Origin of the sequence: Antarctobacter heliothermus (assembly GCF_900188425.1) — a bacterium.
GTDB lineage: Bacteria > Pseudomonadota > Alphaproteobacteria > Rhodobacterales > Rhodobacteraceae > Antarctobacter > Antarctobacter heliothermus.
Genome location: NZ_FZON01000084.1, coordinates 1 through 13,711, shown reverse-complemented (window position 1 = coordinate 13,711; position 13,711 = coordinate 1). Strand labels below are relative to the sequence as shown.

Sequence of the window (13,711 nt, the reverse complement as noted above, 5' to 3'; positions counted from 1 at the left end):
CGAGCATCTCGACGGGGCCGAGGGCTGGCCCGCGATCTATGACCGCGCCTATCTGCAGGCGAACATCGCGGGCGGCGAAGGCTTCGACTGGTTCTATGCCAGCGCGGCGGATCGCACCTCGCAGGTTCGGACGGCCATCACGGATGGCGCCGCCAGCAAGCCATGGGTCTTCCGCTACAAGGATCTGCGCGCCTGGTGGTCGAACCCGCACTACAACCGCCCGGGCGGGGTGGAAAGCGGGACGCCCACCGCATGGGTACCGCAGTCGAAGCCGATCTGGTTCACCGAGCTGGGCTGTCCCGCCATCGACCGGGGGACCAACCAGCCCAACGTGTTCTTCGACCCGAAATCGTCCGAGAGCTTCACGCCGCATTTCTCGCGCGGCTGGCGGGACGACGCGATCCAGCGCGCGTATCTCGAGGCGACCTATCTCTGGTGGGGCGCCCCGGCCAACAACCCGCTGTCCTCGGTCTACGGCGCGCGCATGGTGCATGTGCCGGAATGCGCCGCCTGGACATGGGACGCGCGGCCGTACCCGTTCTTCCCGGCGCTGACCGACGTCTGGACGGACGGGGCGAACTGGCGGCTCGGGCACTGGCTGACCGGAAGGCTGGGCGCGGCGTCGCTCGCCGCACTCGTCCGGCACCTCTGCCTGCGCGCCGGGCTGCCCGAGGCGAGGATCGACGTCTCCGGACTCTGGGGCGCGGTCGAGGGCTACGCCATCACCGCGCTCGAAAGCCCGCGCGCCTCGATCACCACGCTGTCGCGCCACTTCGGCTTCGACGCCGTTGAGACCGAGGGCGTGATCCGCTTCGTCATGCGCGGCCGGGCCTCTGTCGCCACCCTCGTCCACGACGATCTGGTCGCCGCCCGCGAGGGCGACGTGCTGGAACTGACGCGCGGCCAGGAGACCGAACTGCCGCAAGCCCTGAAATGGCAGGTCGCGCGGGCGGATGAGGATTACGACGCGGCCCTCGTCGAGGCGCGGCGCATCACGGTGGACACGACCCGCATCGCCTCCGAGTCCTTCCCGATGGCGGTGCCGCCCGAGGAGGCCGAGCGGCGCTGCCGCCGTGCCCTGATGGAGGCATGGGTGGGACGCGAGACGGCGGCGTTCCGATTGCCGCCCTCTCGCCTCGCGCTCGACCCGGCCGACGCGATCCGGCTGGAGCATGACGGGCGGCTGGTCGATCTGCGGCTCGTCTCCATCGCCGACGCCGAGGCGCGCGGGATCGAGGCGGTCCGCGAGGACCGGGCAACCTACGATCTGCCGCCCGGCGATCCCCGCGCGGCGTCGCTGACGCGTGCTGTCGTGTTCGGCGCGCCGGATGCGGTGCTGATGGACCTGCCGCAATTGACCGAGGACCAGCCCGCGCATCGGCCGCTGGTCGCCGCGCACGCGGTTCCCTGGCCCGGCGAGATGGCGGTGTTCCGCAGCCCGTCGACCGATGGCTTCGAGCTGGTGACCACCTTCGGCAGCCGCGCCCGGATCGGGATGCTGGTCTCCGACCTCTACGCGGGGCACACGTCGCGCTTCGATCTCGGCAATGCGCTTGTGGTCGATCTGCTGACCGGCACGCTGGAAAGCGTCACCGACCTCACGCTGTTCGGCGGCGCCAACGCGCTCGCCATCGAGAGCGCGCCCGGCGTCTGGGAGATCGTGCAGGCGGGCGCGGCGGAGCTTCTGGCGCCCGGCCGGTATCGGCTGACCCGGCTCCTGCGCGGCCAGCGCGGCACCGAGGGTGCGATGGGTAACCCGGCGCCTGCGGGCGGGCGGGTCGTCGTGCTGGACACCGCGCTGGCGTCCCTGCCGATCGCCGAGGCCGATCTCGGCATCCCGTGGAACTGGCGTATCGGCCCGGCGAGCCGTCCGGTCAGCGACGAGACCTATGTGGCGCAGGCCTTCACGCCAACGGGCGCCGGGCTGCGGCCGTTCTCCGTCGCCCATGTCGCGCAACCGTGGCGAACGCCGCGGACGCCCGGCGACCTGACGATCCGCTGGACGCGGAGGTCACGCGCGCTTGCTGCCGACAGCTGGGGCGCGGTCGAGGTGTCACTGGCGGAAGAGCTGGAAGCCTACGAGGTCGAGATCCTCGACGGCGCCACCGTGAAGCGGGTGCTGAGCACCGCCACGACCAGCGCGATCTACACCGCCGCCCAGCAGAGCGCCGATTGGGGCGCGCCGCTCGGCCCCGGCGACACGCTCGACGTCCGCATCTTCCAGCTCTCCGCCCTGATCGGGCGGGGCGCGCCAAAGACCGTCACGCTCACGTTCTGAAGGCCATCCCATGTCCGACGCCACGACCCATCTGTTGCTGCCCTACATCCTCGCGGCGCAGGCCCAGAAGCATGTCACGCACAACGAGGCGCTGCGGCTCCTCGACGGGCTCGTCCAGCTCTCCGTGCTCGACCGGGACCCGACCGCGCCTCCCGGAAGCCCCGCCGATGGCGACCGCTACATCGTCGGCTCGGGTGCGACGGGCGACTGGGCGGGCTGGGACCTGAACGTCGCGCTCTGGACCGAGGGCGCGTGGCTACGCCTGCCGCCGCGCACCGGCTGGCGGGCGTGGGTCGAGGACGAGGGCCTGCTGCTGGTCTACGATGGCGCGAACTGGATCGGCACCACCCCGGCCGCGCTGCAGAACATGGCGCTGTTCGGGCTCAGCACGACGGCGGATGCGTCGAACCCGTTCTCGGCCAAGCTGAACGCGGCGCTCTGGACGGCGAAGACCGTTGCCGAGGGCGGGACCGGCGATCTGTTCTACACCATGAACAAGGAAGCCGCGGGCGACGATCTCGGGCTCACGCTGCAGACCGGCTTCGTGACCAAGGCGCTGGTGGGGCTCTTCGGCTCCGATCGGTTCCGCCTCGCGGTCTCGGCCGACGGCAGCACCTTCTTCGACGGGCTGATCGTCGACAACGCCAACGGCATCGTCGACCAGCCCCGGCTGCCGCGGTTCAAGGGCTACACCAACTACGACAACTATGTCGGCATCGACACCTGGACGAAGATCGGGATCAACAATACCGACTACAACGATCAGGCCGCCTTCGACGCCGCTAACAATCGCTTCGTGACGCCTGTGGCCGGCACCTACCTCTTCGGCGCGACGCTGCTCTACAAGATCAATTCCAGCACGAACGCACGCATGCGCGGACGGCTCGTGCTGAACGGGACGACCGAGATGCGGGGCTCGGCCGGAGAGATCTCAGGGGCGCACGTCTCTGAATCGACGGCGCTCTGGCTGCAGACGATGGCCGTCCTTACCTCGGGCGACACGGTCGAGCTGCAGGGCACCTTCCGCGCGGCAGACGGCTATTTCGCCGCCGACCACACGTCCTTCTGGGGCTGCAAGATTGGCTGAGCTGCGGAAGGAGGACCCGATGAACCCACCCCGATCCGAGGGCTTCGTGCGCATGCCCGACGCCGAGTTCGAGGCGATCCTGACGCGGGCGGCGGAAGAAGGCGCAAAGCGTGCGCTGGCCGATGTCGGGCTCGACGGCGACGAGGCCGCGCTCGACATCCGCGATTTGCGCTCCCTTGTCGACTGCATCCGGCTGGTGCGCCGCACCGCCATGCAGACCGCCGTCCGCATGATCACCACCGGCGTCATGCTGGCGCTGCTGGCGGGCATCGCCATCAAGCTGAAGATCTTCGGCGGCGGCCCGTAGCCGCGCACCATCCCAAACCATCAGCTCACCCGCACCCGCCCTCGAGGCGGGTTTTTCGTTTTGGAGGAAACCTATGACGACGACATTCCACCGCCATTGGCGCGACGTGCCTGAGAGCAGCTGGCGCTGGGCCAACTTCTCCCCCGCCGAGATCGCCTGCCGGGGCACCGGCAAGCTGCTGGTCAACGAACCCGCGCTCGACAAGCTGCAAGCGCTACGCGACCGGCTGGGCAAGCCGCTGATCGTGCGTTCCGCCTATCGCAGCCCGGAACACAATCGCGCCGTCGGCGGCGCGACCCGGTCGAAGCACCTCGACGGCGCCGCCTTCGACATCGCCATGGCGAACCACGACCCGGTGGCCTTCGAGGCGGCGGCGCGGGAGGTCGGGTTCCTCGGCTTCGGCTTCTATCCGCGATCGGGGTTCATCCATGTCGATCTCGGCCCCGCACGGCAGTGGGGCGAGCGGTTCCCGGTCCGGGCGACTGCCTTCGCATCGGAGACTCCGCCTGCACGCGAAGTGCTGGCCGAGAGCCGCACCATGAAGGGAGGCGGCGCGGCTGGCGCGGCGACGCTGGGTGCGGCGGGCGTCGAGGTGGCGCAGGACATCCTGGCCGAGACCCAAGGGGCGATCCTGCCGCTGGTGCCGTATCTGGATACGCTACGCTGGGTGTTCATCGCCGTGGCCTTCGTGGGCATCGCGGTCACGGTCTATGCGCGGCTCGATGACTGGAAGCGGGGGCAGCGATGATCGGGGCGTTGTTCGGTGGGATTATCGCCAGCCCATGGGCGCGGGCAGCGCTGCGCTACGGAGCCATTGCCTTTGCCATCCTGCTGTTCCTGCTATCGATCCGCCGCGCTGGAGAGCGAACGGGGCGGATTGCTGAACGTTTAGAGTCCACGGAGAAAGCCAATGACGTACAACGCCGAATGCTGGAAGCGGCGGCTCGCCGTCCTCGTAATCGTGACGAGCTGGTTGACCGGCTGCGCGGGGGTGGGTTTTGAAACGGGTGGCGTGGCGGCATGTCCGCCGGTCGTGGAATATAGTCGGGAGGTGCAGGCGCGGGCGGCGGTGGAATTGCTGCTGTTGCCGGACGGATCGGTCGTCGTGGCGATGATGGGGGATTATGCGGTCCTGCGGGAGCAGGCGCGAGCGTGTGTAAGTGATTGATTGCGATCGAGCCAAAAAGCGGCCCGACATCCAGACTCGCCCTGAAAATTGACCTATGTCATAACGCTGCATACTTTTTCTCATTAAAAAAGGAACCGCGAAGCTCAGGATTGCCAGTAAAAATGAACTTCATCGTTGCTCTTCTACTCGCGATTCTTCTTGGCGCATGCGCTTTGGCGCTTCTTGCGCTTTCAGATCGGCGGGCCGATCGCGCAGAATGGGACAGACTGACGTCCATCCAACCGACCGCGCCAGAGCTGTTCGAACCGGGCATGGTTTCTGACCTGCCCGAGCCGGCGGCGCGGTATTTTACCTACATGATCCGGCCGGGCACTCCACTTTTGCCGGTCGCCGAGATCGACATGACCGGCCAGTTCAGCCTCGGAACCAAGGACGATCCGCGCTATCAGCCGATGGAAGCCCGCCAGATACTTGCAGCGCCCGAAGGGTTCGTCTGGGCGATGCGCACCAGAGGCGGCATGCCCGTCTCGGGATCAGACTCCGGCAGTTGGACGCGGTTTCGGATATTCGGACTGATCCCGGTGGGGCGTCTTGGTGGTGATCCGGATCATACCCGTTCCGCCTTTGGGCGCTATGCGGCAGAGGCGGTGATCTGGGCTCCGGCCGCCCTCCTGCCGGGTCCCGGTATAACCTGGAACGCGTTGGGCGAGGACACTGCGCGGGTGACGATCCGGCACACAGACCTGGAGCAGGCGGTCGACGTGACCGTGGATGAAGAGGGGCGGCCTTTCGAAGTCACCTTTCAGCGTTGGAGCAATGCCAACCCCGAAAAGGTCCACCGTCTGCAGCCGTTCGGGGCCACCATGTCGGACTTCAGGGACGTTGAGGGCTATCGCCTGCCGTTCCGCGTTGAGGCCGGGAATATGTTCGGCACCGATGATTATTTCCCCTTCTTTCTCGCTGACGTCACCGAGATACGATTTCCACGGCGTGAGCCATGATCGCTCGATTTGCAACCTGTCTGCGTTCTGGGCGCCGAGATACCGCAGCCTGTATCGCACGGCGGGCTGTAAATGCAGGTCGGCGGTCTTTCACCCAAACCATCGTGGCTGCTGCAATCTGTTGCGCCTTCACAGGAAGCGTATCGGCACAGCAAGACAGCACCGTATCTGCGCTGGCCGCGCGGTTGGACGGGCTCGCCCAAGGGTTCATGACAAGCGAACAGGTTCCGGGCGCAATTGCGGCGGTCGTAAGCGGTGAGGAGGTGGTGTTGCGGGGCTATGGCGTCGCCGATCTGGACGATCGGACGCCCGTCACTCCCGACGACGTGCGCTTCGAGATCGGCTCGATCACCAAGCTTTTTACCTGGGTCGCAGTCATGATGCTGGTCGAGGAAGGCAGACTGGATCTGCGCGCAGATGTGTCGGGCTATCTGCCGACCTTCGCGATGCCGGGTAGTGAGCCGCTGACCCTTGCACATCTGATGAGCCACCGGGCTGGCTTTGCTGAAAGCTATGCGATCTTTGACCAGGACATCGCCGCCTTGCCCCGTGCGCAGGCGCTTGCGGCTGCGGCTCCCGAGCAGGTGTTCGCGCGCGGGGAAGTCACGTCCTACTCGAACTGGGGTGCCGCACTGGCGGGGCATATCGTCGAGGAGGTCTCTGGCCAGCCATGGGAGGATTTCGTGCAGGAGCGCATCCTCGATCCGCTGGGCATGGACGAAACCACACTGGCCGAACGCCTGCGACAGCCGGATCAGCCGCCCTTGGCACGCAGTTACCGGATACAGGGTGGTATCGCACATCCAGCCTTCCGCATCGATATCGGCGCGTTCGGCCCGGCGGGGGGGACGGCCAGCACGGCTGCCGACATGGCGCGTTTCCTGCAGTTCCTGATGGGCGACGGAGCGCTGGACGGGGCGCGGTTGTTGCAGACTGAAACGATGGCGCAGATGCGAACACGGCTTTTCGACGACCGACCGCACGCGGCGGATATGGCGCATGGCTTTCAGGCCAGACCACGTTTTGGCACCATGATCTATGGGCACGGCGGCGGCGTGAACGAATTCATCTCGAACCTCGTTTTCATTCCCGAAATCGGTGCGGGGGTCTTCATCTCCCAGAACGGGGGCACAGGCGCGAGCCTGCCCTTTCTGGCCCCGAACATGATCCTCGCCGCACTTGCCGCCGAGGCCGGGCTCGAGGCTCACACCGTGCAGCCCGTGCCGGATGCCGCCGCGCGCGCTGCGGATGCAGCAGGCCGCTATCTGACCAACCGCCGGATGTTTTCGGGCCCCGCTCAACTCTTGGTCGCGCTCTCGCCGCTGAACGTGACCGCGCTGGCGGATGGCGCGTTGCTGATGCCGACGGCCACAATACCGATGCCGTCGCGGTTCGATCCCATCGCGCCCGACCTTTGGCAGAACGCGCAGGGCGATCGCGTGACGGTGATCCGCGATGCGCAGGGACAGGTCGCGCGCCTTGCCGACGGGACCGGGGCGCATACCCATGAACGGCTGCGCGGGTTGGCGGACCCTGTGTGGCTGAGCGCGGGTTTTGCGTTGGCAGCACTTCTGGCAACGACGACGTTTCTGGGGCTTTTGTGGCGGCACGGGCTGCGCGGCGGATCACGGGGCGGAACGCTGGCGGCGGCGGTGGCACTGGCCGGGGCGGTTGCGGTCTGGGGTCTGGTTGCTGCGGGGGTGGCGGTCGGGCTTGTGGCGGCGCGGCTGGGGTCGGAATTCCTGTTCGACCAGCCGCAACGCACGTTTGAGGTGTTTCTTGGCATGGGCGACGTCGTGGCCGTGGTGTCCGTGGCGCTTGTGGCTACACTGCTCATCGTCTGGCGCGCACCGGGATGGGGGTTGTGGCGGCGTCTGCATCACACTGCCTTCGCGCTTGTGCTGGTGGGTCTGGCCGGACTCATGCTCCACTGGGGACTGGCCTTCGGAGGTCCGATCTGATGACGGCCTGCAAGCCATATTCTTGGAAGGTCTCGACATGATGGCGGTGGTTCTGCTCGTGCAGGTCGCCCTGCCTCTGGCCTTGCTCGCGTGGCTGGCCCTGTTCCAGGCGGGATCTATGGTCGGGTGGCTGATGCAGGCTGCGGGTATTGCGGCACTTTTGTTCGCGTTGGCGCGCGTCGCCCAATGGGCGCTGCCTGTCTGGTGGCTGCCTTGGGGATATGCGGGTGTGTTTCTTGTCATCGTGGCCTGGCAAGTGTCTGCGCTGCCCGCCCGGCCGCCGTTGCCCCACGGCGCGTGGGCGTGGTCGGCAATGGTGGTCTCGGCGGGTCTTCTGGCGCTCGGCAGCTTCTACGCGGTCAAGGCGCTTTCCGGGCGCGCTCTGCCGCCGGTCGAGGTCGTCGATATTTCCAATCCCTTCGGGCCGGGCCGCTATCTTGTGGGGCACGGTGGATCCAACACTCTGGTCAACGGCCATATGCGGACGCTGGATGCCAGCGTCGAGCGGTTCCGCCCCTGGCGCGGGCAATCCTACGCAGTGGACTTCTTCGGACTTGGCGCCTGGGGCCTGCGCGCCCGCGGTTGGCAGCCCGCTGACCCGGCGGCCTATGCGATTTTCGGGGCAGAGCTTCGCGCGCCCTGTGCAGGGGTGGTGGCCGCCGCAAGGGCGGACATGCCAGATTTTGAAGTGCTCGAAAGCGATCAGGTCAACCGGCTCGGCAACCATGTCATTCTGCGCTGTGGCGGGGCCGAGATCGTTTTCGCGCACATGCGACAAGGCAGCATCGCGGTCGTGGCGGGCGACCGGATAGAGGTCGGCCACCGGCTGGGCGAGGTTGGCAATTCCGGCGCCTCGACCGAGCCGCATCTGCATATCCACGCACAACGCCCGGCACCCGAAGGCGCGCCGTCGATCTCGGGCGACCCGCTGGCCATCCGCATTGATGGGCGTTTTCTTGTGCGCGGCGATCGCCTTCGGGGCCAGGCGCAATGAGCGTTGCGGCCTACCGGCCGTTCGCGTTTCTCGCCACGGCACTGGCCTGGACATGGGCATTCTGGTCGGTGCCCGCCTTGACCGGGCTCGAACCCTGGAGCGGCAAGGGGCGATGGCTCATCTACCTGGGTGGTGTCGGCCCGCTCCTTGCCGGGCTCTGGTTCCAGCACCGACACAGCGCCGGTCGAGGCTTGCGCGATCTCTGGCAGCGGCTGGTGCAGCCCGGTCGCGCACCGCTCTGGCTCTGGGCGGCGACACTCCTGCTGATCCCGGCGCTTTCGCTTCTTGCGCACGGTCTCCTGATGCTCGGTGGTGGCACCGGCCCCACGCTTGCCCTTCCCGGTGCCACCTGGCCCGCGGCCCTCGGATACGCCGCGTTCATCTTTCTGCTCGGACCGCTGCCGGAAGAGATCGGATGGCGCGGCTACGGGCTCGACGCGCTGCTCGTCCGGCATGACCCTGTGGTGGCGTCGATCATCCTGGGAGCAGCATGGGGCGCTTGGCATCTGCCGCTGCTTGCAATGGACGGATACTACGATGACTTCGGCGGGCCACCCGTCCTGTGGCTTTTCCTTTGGTCGATCCTGATGAAAACCCTCATTATGACATGGGGTTATCTGGCATCCGACAGATCGCTCCTGTTGATGGTGGTGTTCCATTTCATGATCAACGCCGCTGGAGAGGTCCTGCCACGATCTGCCGAGGTCGAGACCGTGTTTCAGTTTCTGCTTACGGCGGTCGCCTTGGCAGCGGCGCTGCATCTGCGATCCAATTGGCACGCGGCACGGCGATAGGCGGCTCGGCGACCGCCGCCCCGCCGGGGAAGTTTGGGTGCCACCAGTGCCAGTGCGCTATGCGACCGTTACATAGACATCGGTCTCGAGGTCCGCTTCGGATGCCACCGTCGATGGGTCATTGAGATAAATCTCCCAACTTGGCATGCCGACAGACATGCCCTTCACCTCAAGATGTTTCATCATCGCGACATAGCTGTCACGGAGCATTGCGTAAGGGCCCCTGTGTACGAAATTCAGGACATCACCATCAGGCAGGACATCACACTTCACATCGCCCTTGGCCTTCCTTGCATCCTCCTCAGAGACCACAAAACCTGCGCGAAACGGCATCTTGTCCGGGTCAAAGGTGACATAGACCGCTAGGGGATTGCCCGCACTCGTGATTTCTTTGTCCGCGATGAAACTCGCGACCGACTGGAATGCCGACCCCATGGCCTCGCTGATGCATTTCGGGTCCATGCTGCAGGTCCGTTCCTCATAGAGGTAAGCGGCGGGTTCGACGGTTACCATTTTGTATTCAGTCATCTATCCACTCCTTTGATGTTGTCGTGATCGTTCTGGTAATGTCTATCCTTGGTCCGATATTGCTGCGGTCGTCCGGCCGGGCGCGATTGCGAACATGGCCAGGCAGAGGCCAGCCACCCCGGACGCAGCGGCGAGCCAGAGCCAGAGGCCGGGGAGGATCGAGAAGATGAAGAGGTAGTCCTGCGCCTGCGCCCAGAGCGGCCAACCGACGCCTGCGGCCCCCGCCAGCGCCGCCGCGCCGCGCCATGTCGGGCCGCGCCGCCAACGCCAGAACACGGCCCCAAGCGCAAGCAGCGCCCCGGCCAGCAGCAGCGCGATGGCGACCCGCGCCGCGGTTTCGGCCCAAAGGATGCGGGTTATCCCCACAGGCTGCACGCCGAGGCTCTCGGACCAGACCCGCAGTACCGCGGCGAACAGCGGCCAGGCGCGTTGGCTGTTTGACAGGATCACGATCCCGTCTCCGGTCTCGGGCACCAGATGCAGATGGGTCATCCAGCCGTAGCCCTGTCCGCCGTGCCAAACCGACTGCCTCCCATCCGAAAGGGTCTCGGTGAAATGGCCGAGGGCGTAGCCGTCCGCCGCAAAGCCAAAGAGGCCGTCTACCGCAACAACTGATCGGTGAAGTGCCGCAACACCCTGCGCCGAAAGCACCGGTTGATCCGCGCCCGCCATCCCGGCTGCGGCGAAGCGCGCCACATGGCCCGCCGTTGCAAACAGCCCGCCCGAAGCGCGGCCTGGATAGACATAGGGTGCGACGGGCGGCCCGCGCAGGTCATGCCCTAGCGGCATCTCGAACCCGGTCCAGTCGAAGCCTGCGCGTTCCATCTCGAGGGGGGAAAGGACCTCGCGCGCCATGAACACAGCGAAATCCTCGCCCGTGCAGTCCTCTATAACCAACTCCAGCAGATTGAAGCCGGTGTCGGAATAGGCGAACGCGGCTGAGGGGGCGGCAATAATTTCGAAATCCTCTGCCAGATGCTCTGCCAGTTCGGGCCTTGGTTCATCCGGTGCAAAGCGGGCTGCGAAGTCGCCAAGACCGATTCCGGCGCTGTGCGACAGAAGCTGCCGGGACGTCAGCGGCGGCGTGCTCTCGGGCGGCTGCCAGCTCGTAAGACAATCGGTGATCGGAGCATCGAGATCGAGGCGCCCGGTCTCGGCCAGCCGCATCGCGCCCCATGCAGTGACGGGCTTGGAGATCGACTCGACCCGGAACAGCGCATCCACCGTCATCTCGCGCCCGGTGGCAGGATCAGCGTAGCCGAAGGCGCGGGTCCAGACCGGCGCGCCGTTCTCCAACACGGTGACGACAACCCCCGGCACGCCGTCACTTGCCATGCGTGCCTGTACAGTATCGCTGAGACGGTCTGAGGCAGTCGCTCCCACCACGACCGAGCTGATCGAAAAAGCGCCAATGATGGCAATGAAAAGCAAGGATTGATGGGTCATTTTGTTCCTCGAAGGCTCCCCTCAATCCGCGTCTGTCAGCGTGTTCGTCTCTTGCAAGACAACCTGCAAAAGGATTGCTGTGGCCCTCCGGGCTCTTCGAAGGGCGGGCTGTGGGCGGAATTTTCGAACGTGTAGAGGCCTCTCACCGGCGCATTGACCAGGTCGAAATAGGTGCGGTAAAGGTAGATCGAAGTCAGTCAGGCGCGCCGCCAGATCATCCCTCAGCAGGTTCTCCCAGAAGAAGGGCCGCGACCAGAGCTTGCCGCGCCAGACATTGATCTTGTCCATCACTGTATAGGCCCGCATGCGCCAGACCGGCAAGAAGATGCCGGTGATGACCGTGCGCATGTCGCGCGTCTGTCCGGATGGGCCACACACCTACTCCCCCTCGGACAGAAGCGTCGCCTCAAGCGCGTCCAGAGCCGCCCGGTCAAGGACAACGCCACCGACGATTACCGCACGCGGGCGGCGCAGCGTCGCGAGGCTTTCCAGCGGATTGGCGTCGAGCAAAACCAGGTCGGCCTGGCGGCCCGGTGCGATGGTGCCGTCCTGGTCGGACAGCCCGAAAAACCGGGGCGGCGCAACAGTTGCGGTGTAGAGCGCCTCACGCGGGGTCAGGCCGATTTCGACATAAAGGTCCAGCTCATCCAGCAGCGAAAACCCATGGAACAGATAGGGGTTGGCGAAGGACGCATCGGTGGATGCAAGGATTGGCACACCCGCCCTGTGGGTCATCAGGAATGTGCGCCGGTCAAGCGCGATAGACTCCGCGGCCAGATCACGCACCTCATCCGTCATCGCCTCCAGCCGGAAATCCGGTCGGCCCCAGGCTTCGCGCACTTCGGCCGGGATCATCCGCATACGCGGGGCGTCCGGGGCGGGCCAGTTGCCGGTGTAGAAATCGGCGACCACGAGAGTCGGGCTGACGTGCATCCCAGATGCGGCAAGACGTGCAAGCATCTCGTCGCACAGCGCCTGATCCCATGTTTCCAGGATAACCCGGTTCTGCCCCGCCATAACCTCAAAGATGGCCGCCTGATCGGCACCGTTCGCCATGACGCGCCGCACATCCTCCAGCATTCGCTCTTCGCCCGTCGCGCAAGCCATGGCGACCCGCCCGAAATGCTCCATCCCGTCCTGGCCCGCGTCGATGGCGGTGCCAAGTGCCACGCGCTCGGGGATGTGGCCGACAAGCGGCAGATCGTATTCATGCGCCGCCTCGGCCAGAGCGAGATAGGTCGGCTCGTCCAGCATCGAATAGGACTTCACCGCCGCCCAGCCTTCGGCCGCGATCCGGTCCACCACCGCGCGCGCGTCTTCTGGTGTGTCGGCAAGGAACATGCCCGGCCACGACCCCGGAGTTGCGTCGACCCATGCGCCCGACAGGATCAGGCGTGGGCCAAGCACCTCCCCCGCCTCGATCCGCGCCTGCAACTCCTGTTGCGCGTCGATAGGCCAGAGTGCGCCCATGTCCCGGATACCTGTGACGCCGTTGATCAGGTAAAGCGGCAACGCCGTGTCGGGTTCGGTGGCGCTTGAGAAGATATGAACGTGGCTGTCCCAAAGGCCGGGAATCAAATATGCGCCGCCACCTTCGTACCGGGAAAAGCCGATCGGAGCGGAAAGGTCCCGGCCGATATCTGCAATGCGGTTATCTTCGATCAGCACGGATTGCCCTTCGGAGAGTGCTCCGGTCTCGATATCGACAAGCGTGACGTTCGTCAGAAATGCATCAGACGCGGCGCGGTCCGGCAGGGCGGAGGCGGCGATGGCGATCGAGTAGATGAACGGTCTCATATTCGTGCTCCAAACATAATAGGGCTTTCAACATAGCCACGTCGCATGGCTTTGTTGCGCAAAGGCTGGTTGAGGGATTCATCTCGTGAATCCAGCGTGGTAGCTGTCCTGCATGAGCAGACCGATCCCGCCGAGCTACAAGACCAAGAACTGGCCGGCCTACAACGAAGCGCTGAAGCAGCGCGGCTCCCTGACGATCTGGTTCGACCCGGACATGGTCTGGGTGCCACCGCCGACCGGCAAGCGAGGCCGGCAGCCGCTCTATAGCGACGCCGCGATCCAGGCATGCCTGACGATGAAAGTCCTTTTCGGCATGGCGCTCCGGCAGACGACCGGGTTCGTTGAAAGCCTACTGAGCCTGGTCGGCCTCGACTGGGCGGTGCCCGACT

Annotated in this window: 14 protein-coding genes; 10 read left to right on the top strand and 4 right to left on the bottom strand. The window is 65.9% G+C overall.

The annotated features are described in order from the left end of the window. The 9 genes from CHB90_RS23970 to CHB90_RS23925 all read left to right on the top strand — a co-directional run. Window positions 1–2,278: baseplate multidomain protein megatron (locus CHB90_RS23970; protein WP_089280096.1), on the top strand; the 2,278-nt coding region annotated here is incomplete at its 5' end. A gap of 10 nt (window positions 2,279–2,288) precedes the next feature. Continuing rightward, window positions 2,289–3,365, top strand: a complete 1,077-nt coding sequence (locus CHB90_RS23965; protein WP_089280266.1) for a DUF2793 domain-containing protein — start codon at window positions 2,289–2,291, stop codon at window positions 3,363–3,365. A gap of 19 nt (window positions 3,366–3,384) precedes the next feature. Next, window positions 3,385–3,672 (top strand): DUF6127 family protein, encoded by a 288-nt coding sequence (locus CHB90_RS23960; RefSeq protein WP_075784372.1) that lies wholly within the window; start codon window positions 3,385–3,387, stop codon window positions 3,670–3,672. A gap of 73 nt (window positions 3,673–3,745) precedes the next feature. After that, window positions 3,746–4,420 (top strand): YcbK family protein, encoded by a 675-nt coding sequence (locus tag CHB90_RS23955; RefSeq protein ID WP_089280265.1) that lies wholly within the window; start codon window positions 3,746–3,748, stop codon window positions 4,418–4,420. A gap of 162 nt (window positions 4,421–4,582) precedes the next feature. Next, on the top strand, window positions 4,583–4,840 hold the full coding sequence (locus CHB90_RS23945) for a hypothetical protein (RefSeq protein WP_085881068.1): 258 nt from the start codon (window positions 4,583–4,585) through the stop codon (window positions 4,838–4,840). A 122-nt stretch (window positions 4,841–4,962) separates the two neighbouring features. After that, window positions 4,963–5,802 carry a DUF6544 family protein gene (locus CHB90_RS23940; protein WP_085881067.1) on the top strand — a complete coding sequence of 280 codons (840 nt, stop codon included), beginning with the start codon at window positions 4,963–4,965 and terminating at the stop codon, window positions 5,800–5,802. Next, a complete protein-coding gene (locus CHB90_RS23935) occupies window positions 5,799–7,763 on the top strand; it encodes a serine hydrolase domain-containing protein (protein WP_085881066.1) in 1,965 nt (654 codons plus the stop codon). The genes CHB90_RS23940 and CHB90_RS23935 overlap by 4 nt, the downstream gene beginning before the upstream one ends. Before the next feature lie 37 nt (window positions 7,764–7,800). After that, window positions 7,801–8,757, top strand: coding sequence for a M23 family metallopeptidase (locus CHB90_RS23930; protein WP_089280264.1), 957 nt, complete (start codon window positions 7,801–7,803; stop codon window positions 8,755–8,757). Continuing rightward, window positions 8,754–9,551, top strand: coding sequence for a CPBP family intramembrane glutamic endopeptidase (locus CHB90_RS23925; protein WP_085881064.1), 798 nt, complete (start codon window positions 8,754–8,756; stop codon window positions 9,549–9,551). Before CHB90_RS23930 ends, CHB90_RS23925 begins: the two co-directional genes overlap by 4 nt. A gap of 57 nt (window positions 9,552–9,608) precedes the next feature. Here the strand turns inward: CHB90_RS23925 and CHB90_RS23920 are convergent, their stop codons facing one another. The 4 genes from CHB90_RS23920 to CHB90_RS23905 are packed head-to-tail and all read right to left on the bottom strand — an operon-like array spanning window position 9,609 to window position 13,322. Further along, on the bottom strand, window positions 9,609–10,079 hold the full coding sequence (locus CHB90_RS23920) for a GyrI-like domain-containing protein (RefSeq protein WP_085881063.1): 471 nt from the start codon (window positions 10,077–10,079) through the stop codon (window positions 9,609–9,611). A 42-nt stretch (window positions 10,080–10,121) separates the two neighbouring features. Then, entirely contained in the window at window positions 10,122–11,525 is a 1,404-nt protein-coding gene (locus CHB90_RS23915) for a serine hydrolase domain-containing protein (RefSeq protein WP_085881062.1), read from the bottom strand. A 21-nt stretch (window positions 11,526–11,546) separates the two neighbouring features. After that, window positions 11,547–11,873, bottom strand: coding sequence for a hypothetical protein (locus tag CHB90_RS23910; RefSeq protein ID WP_085881061.1), 327 nt, complete (start codon window positions 11,871–11,873; stop codon window positions 11,547–11,549). Window positions 11,874–11,903: 30 nt separating this feature from the next. Further along, window positions 11,904–13,322 carry an amidohydrolase family protein gene (locus CHB90_RS23905; RefSeq protein WP_089280263.1) on the bottom strand — a complete coding sequence of 473 codons (1,419 nt, stop codon included), beginning with the start codon at window positions 13,320–13,322 and terminating at the stop codon, window positions 11,904–11,906. 112 nt (window positions 13,323–13,434) lie between these two features. On the opposite strand from CHB90_RS23905, the gene CHB90_RS23900 reads away from it, so the two are divergent. Then, a partial coding sequence (locus CHB90_RS23900; protein WP_170941114.1) for a transposase occupies window positions 13,435–13,711 on the top strand: 277 nt, incomplete at its 3' end.